Origin of the sequence: Ructibacterium gallinarum (assembly GCF_014982785.1) — a bacterium.
GTDB classification, from domain to species: Bacteria; Bacillota; Clostridia; order Monoglobales; family Monoglobaceae; genus Ructibacterium; species Ructibacterium gallinarum.
Genome location: NZ_JADCKB010000047.1, coordinates 1 through 7,600 on the forward strand (window position 1 = coordinate 1; position 7,600 = coordinate 7,600).

The 7,600-nt window shown below is 40.6% G+C and carries 9 protein-coding genes; 3 read left to right on the top strand and 6 right to left on the bottom strand.

Annotated features, from left to right (window positions below):
- Positions 1–133: 133 nt before the first annotated feature.
- Positions 134–583, top strand: coding sequence for an IS3 family transposase (locus tag INF28_RS12455; RefSeq protein ID WP_226393787.1), 450 nt, complete (start codon positions 134–136; stop codon positions 581–583).
- A 301-nt stretch (positions 584–884) separates the two neighbouring features.
- On the opposite strand, the gene INF28_RS12460 is transcribed toward INF28_RS12455, so the two are convergent.
- The 5 genes from INF28_RS12460 to INF28_RS12480 all read right to left on the bottom strand — a co-directional run bounded on the left by INF28_RS12460 (position 885) and on the right by INF28_RS12480 (position 6,132).
- Positions 885–1,727 carry an RraA family protein gene (locus tag INF28_RS12460; RefSeq protein WP_226393779.1) on the bottom strand — a complete coding sequence of 281 codons (843 nt, stop codon included), beginning with the start codon at positions 1,725–1,727 and terminating at the stop codon, positions 885–887.
- A gap of 267 nt (positions 1,728–1,994) precedes the next feature.
- A complete protein-coding gene (locus INF28_RS12465) occupies positions 1,995–2,723 on the bottom strand; it encodes an SDR family NAD(P)-dependent oxidoreductase (protein WP_226393780.1) in 729 nt (242 codons plus the stop codon).
- 22 nt (positions 2,724–2,745) lie between these two features.
- On the bottom strand, positions 2,746–4,080 hold the full coding sequence (locus INF28_RS12470) for an endo-1,4-beta-xylanase (protein ID WP_226393781.1): 1,335 nt from the start codon (positions 4,078–4,080) through the stop codon (positions 2,746–2,748).
- A gap of 22 nt (positions 4,081–4,102) precedes the next feature.
- Positions 4,103–4,759, bottom strand: coding sequence for an MBL fold metallo-hydrolase (locus INF28_RS12475; protein ID WP_226393782.1), 657 nt, complete (start codon positions 4,757–4,759; stop codon positions 4,103–4,105).
- Positions 4,759–6,132, bottom strand: coding sequence for a mandelate racemase/muconate lactonizing enzyme family protein (locus tag INF28_RS12480; RefSeq protein ID WP_226393783.1), 1,374 nt, complete (start codon positions 6,130–6,132; stop codon positions 4,759–4,761). The genes INF28_RS12475 and INF28_RS12480 overlap by 1 nt, the downstream gene beginning before the upstream one ends.
- Before the next feature lie 127 nt (positions 6,133–6,259).
- Between INF28_RS12480 and INF28_RS12485 the strand changes: the two genes are divergently transcribed.
- A complete protein-coding gene (locus tag INF28_RS12485; protein WP_226393784.1) occupies positions 6,260–6,610 on the top strand; it encodes an AraC family ligand binding domain-containing protein in 351 nt (116 codons plus the stop codon).
- Between the two features lie 115 nt (positions 6,611–6,725).
- Positions 6,726–7,112: a helix-turn-helix domain-containing protein gene (locus INF28_RS12490; RefSeq protein WP_226393785.1), complete on the top strand. Its 387-nt coding sequence runs from the start codon at positions 6,726–6,728 to the stop codon at positions 7,110–7,112.
- 46 nt (positions 7,113–7,158) lie between these two features.
- Here INF28_RS12490 and INF28_RS12495 read toward each other — a convergent pair whose 3' ends face one another.
- Complete coding sequence (locus INF28_RS12495) at positions 7,159–7,446, bottom strand: hypothetical protein (protein WP_226393786.1); 288 nt, start codon at positions 7,444–7,446, stop codon at positions 7,159–7,161.
- Between the last annotated feature and the right edge of the window lie 154 nt (positions 7,447–7,600).

Genomic DNA, 7,600 nt, shown 5'->3' on the forward strand with positions numbered 1-7,600 from the left:
CATAGGTGGAACAGAACTGATAAATCAACATATCTTTTCGCCTTTACGCAAATTTTTAGAAATTTATTCTCATTAACAAAAGCAGCCCCTGCTTTCTGAGCGAAAACAGGGGTTTTTCTACAGGCTGGGATGGCTGTATACAGCCATCGTTAAAGTCCTATGTCTTAAAAAGATTGTCGGTTACGCCTTTTCAAGCCGTATCGACACCAATCTTACCGTTTCTGCACTTGAAATGGCAGTAAACAGGCAAAAGCCTCAATCGAATTTGATTTTTCACAGCGACCGTGGTGTTCAATATGCTTCCGGTGGATATCGTGAAGCATTAGCTAAACACAATATTACTCAAAGTATGTCAAGAAAGGGTGATCCGTATGATAATGCCGTAGCAGAAAACTTTTTCAGTTGCCTTAAATGTGAACTCGTTCATCACAAACATTACAAAACCAAAGATGAAGCACAGGCCGATATATTTGCGTATATTGAAACATATTACAATTCCGTAAGACCTCAAGCGGCTCTTAATTGGCTCTCTCCGCTTGCGTACGAGCACTTACTCAGCGTTTATGCTGCGAAAGTCGCTTGACAATGAGGAGCCGGTATGATAGGCTTGTGCTGAGGCGAATCGCCCTCCGGGCTATTTCGTCCTTTCGCCGGAATATCATGTCGGCAGAGGCTCGTTGTCAAGTGAACCGTCGAATAAATGCGGTCGCCTTTTGAAAACAAAAGTATTATTACGATTCATTCCGTTTTTTGATGCTTTTCTGTGTCCATTTTTGCTGGGAGGGCACACAATTTCCTTGTGAATAGGGTGTCAACTTTTATTCTACAACACCATCTCAGCTATTGACAAGAAGCCATATAAAACCGTATAAAAATTTTATCGATTAAAGTGCTGATTGTGTATCATTGGGATCTCCATTGATTGCCAAATCATACTCATAGGACCAATCCATCCCTCTATATTCTGCAGCTCTTTCATCGCTCTCTATAAACTCCATGAGTAAATCCAGCATTTCCTTACTCCAGGTATTTTTATCAATCTGGGCAGTGGTGAACTTATTCAGCGTAATCATTTCAAATCCGAACAAATCCTTCACCTGGGTTTTTGCGGCACCATCAACCACCTCTGCCACCAGATGACTGGGTATAAACAACACCCCTCCTCCGGCACCAAACACAATATCACCCGGTAGACAGATGGCATTTCCTATTCTGGTGGCAGTATTAAATCCTGTCATGATGAAGTCACGGATGGGTGTTGGATCAATTCCTCTGTAATATACCTGCACACCTTCCACTTTTTTCATTTGCTCTGTATCACGGATTCCACCCCATATTACTCCGCCACCGGTTTTGGTCTTGTTCTTGATTGCCGTAGTAAGATTTCCGCCAAGAAAAGTCCCCTTATAAATCTTATCATACATATCAACAACTACAACATCACCTTCTACCAGACTGTCAATCACCCATTGATTATAGGTTCCGGAACGATTTTCTTTTCGTCCAATGTCCTTTGTCACTTCATCAAGATCCGGGCGGTACGGACAATACGTAGCTGTAACAGCACGTCCAATCAACTTCCTGCCATCATCATACAGAGTATGAAGCCGACCTTCAAACTGACTTTCATACCCCTTCACAAAAATGGGTTTCCAAACCTCTTCAAGCGTTAGCTTTTCCAACGCCTTTAGATATTTATCCGGCACATACGGTCTGCCGTCATCCATTCGGTCACCCTTTCACTGAGGGGTAAGTGCTATAATCTCTTCTCTGTCATTAAAGTGCATGAACACCTCTCCTTTTCTACTATAAGCCTCTGGATTTTCTATGGTCAAATTTCTTCTTGCCCTATCTAAACAGCATACAATTTCTTTCTCATCTAAAAACAAAAGCGTCAAGGCACACTATTTCTAATCCATAAAAATCCCCCACAATAAGTATGCAGCCAGCATATTTCTTCTGTATCTTCACAAAAGGCATTGCCTGTAAGCATTTTATAGATGGAACCCCCCATCAACAATAATCTCAGAGCCTGTGATATATCTTCCCTCCTCTGAACACACTAACAAAACTGCATGCACAACATCCTCCGGTTTTCCGATATATCCGCATGGAATGCGACTGACAATGCTCCTGTGTGCCTCTTTATTAGCAAGTGCTTGTTGATTTCTCGGTGTATCAATGGCCCCGGGGGCAATATTGTTAATGGTCACTTGAAATGGTGCAAGCAGCGGTGCAAGGTTTTCTACCATCTTCATCTGTGCTGCCTTTGAAATGCTGTATACCGACAGCATTGGATGCTGATTATATTGATTAACACTGCCAATGGTAACAATTCGACCCCATTTTTTCTTTTTCATACCAGGAGCATATTTTTGTATCATTAAAAAAGAACTCCTTACATTGCAAGACATTTGCATATCAAATTCTTCTAACGAAACCTCTTCCCAATCTCTTTTTACCTGGACAGATGCATTCAGCACCAGAATATCCACGTCGCCTGTTGTTTGATAGAGCTTTTGAATATCCTCTTCCTTTGACACGTTGGCTAATACCGGCACAGAATTCGGTATTCGCTCCGCCGCCACCTGACATTTCTCCATGCTGGATGCACCGTTCACAAACACACGTGCCCCCTGCTGTGCCAATACGCTTGCAATTTCAAAACCAATCCCCTGAGTTGAGCCAGTTACCAGAGCAATTTTACCCGATAAATCAAACATTTTTTTGCCACCGTTCCGCCGCTTACTTCATAACAATCTTATTGATATTATTTTTACGTGAAGAAAGCATCAGCGTTGTTTTGGTTTCTTTTCCGTCTCCGGTAACGGTTACTTCATATTCGCCGTAAAAGCCTCGGAATTTTGTGCATCCTACATCATTGGTTGTAACCTCAGCTTCTGTTCTCCACTTCCTTCCGAACAGGTCTTTAATTACCCAACATGCCGGTTTTTCAGATAAATCATACCGCAGTAATCCACCGTAATATTTATTTTCTCCGGATGTCATATCTCCTTGAGGCGCATAAGCTGCATATCCATCTGGTAAATTCCAGTAAATAATTGCCTCCATGGCCGGATGACTGAAAAATACCGAATACAAGTGATGAATCAATTCTGCCTGTATTTCTTCGTCCTCTGGCGATGCTGAATATGCAGGAATGGTCATTTCCGTAATCTGCATCCGTTTTCCTAACTCTGCATACTTATCCAAAACCTGATATAAATGCATTGGATTATACCGAAATTCAGCATCCTTCGGTTCTCGTTCCAGATCAAAGAAGCTGTGGAACTGCATTCCTACAGAATCCAAATGATATATTCCGTTGCGCAGCAACCGTTCAATCTGCATAAAATATTGGCTTCTGTTCTCTCGATAGTGTCCATCGTCAAATACAACATAGTCGTTAATAATCAAACGGTTGTTGGGGAAATATTTTGCTGCAGTACGGAAACTCCACTCTACAAAATCATTCTCACGATAAAATTGGGTTTGATAATCCTTATAACCACGAAAAGTTTCGTTGGTAACCTCAAAAGACGGAATCGTTTTTGCATACCGCTCTGCAATTTCACGAAAACGTTTTTCCAGCAGCATCTTGTACTGCTCCACATCCGCATCGCATACCCATTCCGGAATCACACTATCATAGTTCAAACAATGACACTTTGGCTCTATTCCATTAGCAAGACAATATTCTACGCACAAATCCGGTGCAGGACGCCGATAAATACGCGGACTATCTTTGGTATAACGAGTTTTTCCCTGCTCTGGCTCCAAGTCCTTCCAATAAAACGGAACTGTTGCCAAATTGAAAATTTCACAGAATTTCTCACGATATATTCTATTTTTCTCTTCATTTTCAAATTCGTCAAGCATAAAAATATTTGCACCATATTTAAATTCATGATTTTTCTGCTTCACGGCTATTTTAACACCTTTCAGAGGATTTCCCTCACCGTCTACTACCGTCATTTGAGCATCCCCCTTACGATATAGCTCTACTCCGGATTTCACCCGTTCTTCCATATAATCCTGGTGTTCACGAAAATATTTTAGGGCTGTTTCTCTTCTTGACATATTGTTGCCTCCTATAAGCAAATTATAAATTATACTCCTTATTCCATTCCATAATAAAACGATTGGGCACCATGTATTTTTCCGGATCTTCGGTATTGCTGGCAAACATGCCATAATGATTAGGAACCGCAAGCTGTGGTTTGATTTCGTTTGTAAGGCGAATTGCATCCTCTACATCCATGTTTCCCAGCTTTCCATTGATGCTCACAAAAAGAACATCGCATTTTATATCCGCAAGCTTAGGATGATAATATGTATCACCAGTAAAATAATACCTTTTTCCTGCATGGGTAACCACAACGCCAATGGCCGGAACCGTATGGTCTGCAAAAACCGCCTCCAGTATGAAATTCCCCAGCACTACTCGTGTTCCCTCATCAAAAGGAAGGTACTGCGTCACTCCCAAATTCATTAGAGTCTGTTTGCAGTCTGTGGGTGCATAAAAGATCATATTCTCCTTTTGCATCTTAGGTATCGCATCTGGATCCACATGATCCACATGGTTATGCGTACAAATTACTGCATCGACATACAGCTTTTCCGGAAGAATTGGTATTCCCACCATTCTGGGACGCCCTGCAATTCGATTCACCGCATCAGATAGGTATGGATCAATGCATATGGTTGTAATTCCATCTGATAACAGATATCCGCTTTGCCCTAACCAAATAATTTTCATTAGCTCCACTCCCTGTCATTTGCCCATTCAATATCCCATTGGGTTGTAGGCTCCCATTGTCCCGGATATTGTTCGTGTATATGCTCTGCAATAAGCTCTTCATTCAATTCATCAATACCCAAACCCGGCTTGTTTGGAACATTGGCAAATCCCTTGTCAAAAATAGGATTATCAATGCCCACAGCAAGATCATTCCACCACGGAATATCCACAGAATGGAACTCTACAGCCAAAATATTCTGTACTGCCGCAGCTGCATGAATGGCTGCCATACATGCTATCGGACTTTCTGCCATATGAATCGCCATTGCCACACCATAGGTTTCACACAAATCCCCCAGCTTTTTCATTTCCATAGCGCCGCCGACTGTCAAAATATCCGGGTGTATCACAGATACCCCTCCGTTTTCCATCAGCGGAACAAAATTTTGGGACAAGAAAATATCTTCGCCCGTACAAATAGGAATGTTACAACTATTGGCAATTTTGGTATAGTGATTCGTATAATGCCATGGTGCAATATCTTCTATCCAAGCAATATTATATTTTTCCAGGCGCTTGGCAAACATGATACAATCTTCGATGCATACATGCCCAAAATGATCAATTGCCAGCGGGATCTCATATCCAATAACATCCCGCACCTCGCGCACATAATTTTCAAGATAATCCATTCCCTTTTGGGTCAGGTGAATTCCAGTGGCATGATGGGGAATGGTAAAGGTTTCGTAATTTTTCCCTCTCATAACATCTCTGTCGATTGAATTTCTTTGGTGATTGATCGCTTTCATGGAATATTTTTTAATATCTTCCAGCATTCCCATCGGTGCATTTAGGCACCCCGGCTCATCCAGCATCAATTCTATACCCAAATCCATTTTCAAGAATGTAAATCCCTGCTCCATTCTCTTTTTTAAGGCATTTCCCATATCTGTTCCACTATGCTTTCCATCCACATCGGTATCACAATACATACGCACCTTATCGCGAAATTTACCTCCCAGCATCTGCCACAACGGGACACCCCACGCCTTGCCCGCTAAATCCCAAAGGGAAATTTCAATTCCGGACACACCGCCACCCTGACGGGAATGTCCGCCAAATTGCTTTATTCTGCGAAATAATTTGTCAACATTGCATGGATTTTCTCCCACAAGTCTGGATTTCAACATCAATGCATAGGTTGCACTTGACGCATCTCTCACTTCCCCATAACCAATCAGACCCTGATTAGTATAAATCTTAATCAGCGGACAATGCTTAGGTGCACCATTGATATTCGCAACACGAATATCCGTAATCTTCAGCTCTGACGGCGAAGAACAGATATTAATATTTTCTGAAATTTTATCTCGAATATTTTCTTTTTTCATTTATACTCCCCCTTGACTTTTTCTATTTGTTTAATTATATATAAGAAAGTATGTATAAAAGCAACCAAAATATTTTGAATATTATCTACTATATTTTGATTCTATATATTACATGGAGGTAACCAAAATGAAATTTAACGAATATGCTCTCCCTGATATTAAGATATTTCATTCAGCTAGTCCCAGCGGCAAACGAAGCTATCGTGAGCACCATCATACCGAATGTGAACTATCCGTTATTTTAAGCGGCAGCGGGATTTATTCTATCAAAGACAAAGAATACACCTTGCAGAAAGGTGATATTTTTTTATTTGGAAGCAATGAAATTCACTATATTACCGATATTTTTCCCGGTAACAACTTTGAACTGATAAATATACAATTTGAGCCTAAATTTCTGTGGAATGATGGCGACCCATCCACGATGGTTCTGCTGGGACTTTTTTTGACCGCAGCCCAAGCTTTACCCATCGCATAGATCGAAAAATCCATCCACCACTCAGATACGAAATATTGTAACAAATATAGAAAAAGAATTCATCGACGCACTCCCTGGTTATCAACTGAAAATAAAAATAGATCTTCTCTTAATTTTGCTGATTTTGCTAAGAGATTATGACTATGTCAATTCTAAAAACAACTCATCTGCAAACAACCAAACACTCTCTCAATTAGCACTGGCCATGCAATATATAGAAAATCATCTGGAAGAATCATTAACACTGGCAGAAATCGCACAGCAATCCACAATGAGCAAATCCTATTTTTCGACTATGTTTAAAAAATACAACGGCATCTCTCCATGGGATTATATTACGATCAAGCGAGTTGAAAAGGCAATCGGACTTTTAACCACTTCCAATTTGAGCAAGCTTGAAATTGCAGCTCGCTGCGGATTTCATAGCTCTGCCAACTTTTATAAAGCCTTTGCACGTGTGACCGGAAAAACTCCCAGCGATTACACTTCAAAGCACTTATAATAATCTAAAATCCGCAGCATCCAGTAATGCCTATTTCATCTCATTCTCACTCTAAATCTGCTATAACATTAGAGATAGGGTTCAATGCATCATCCCACAAAAAGACCTTGACAATTTTGCCTGTAACATTTTCCGGAAGTTTTAAAGGAATTGTAAAACTTTCATTTGCCATCGGGGAATAAATTTGCTTCTTTTCCACAATCTGTTCCAGCCGCAGAATGACGTCACTTTTGTCATAAAGTGCAACAGCTGCCATAATTTCCACAGGATCTGAATAGTAATTCCGTAAATTTAGCATAGTATAAAGCTCTTCGTTGGCACAAAGTTGTGTCATATTAAAGGACACCTTGCTTTCTATAGTGTTTTGTTAAGTTAAATGAAAATTGAGACCTTGAACTCCTTATGGTATAATGGTTTTACCCCAAACCCGAATACCTCCCTGAAAATCAGAGAAAGGAGATCAAGATCTCATGGATAAAATTATACCA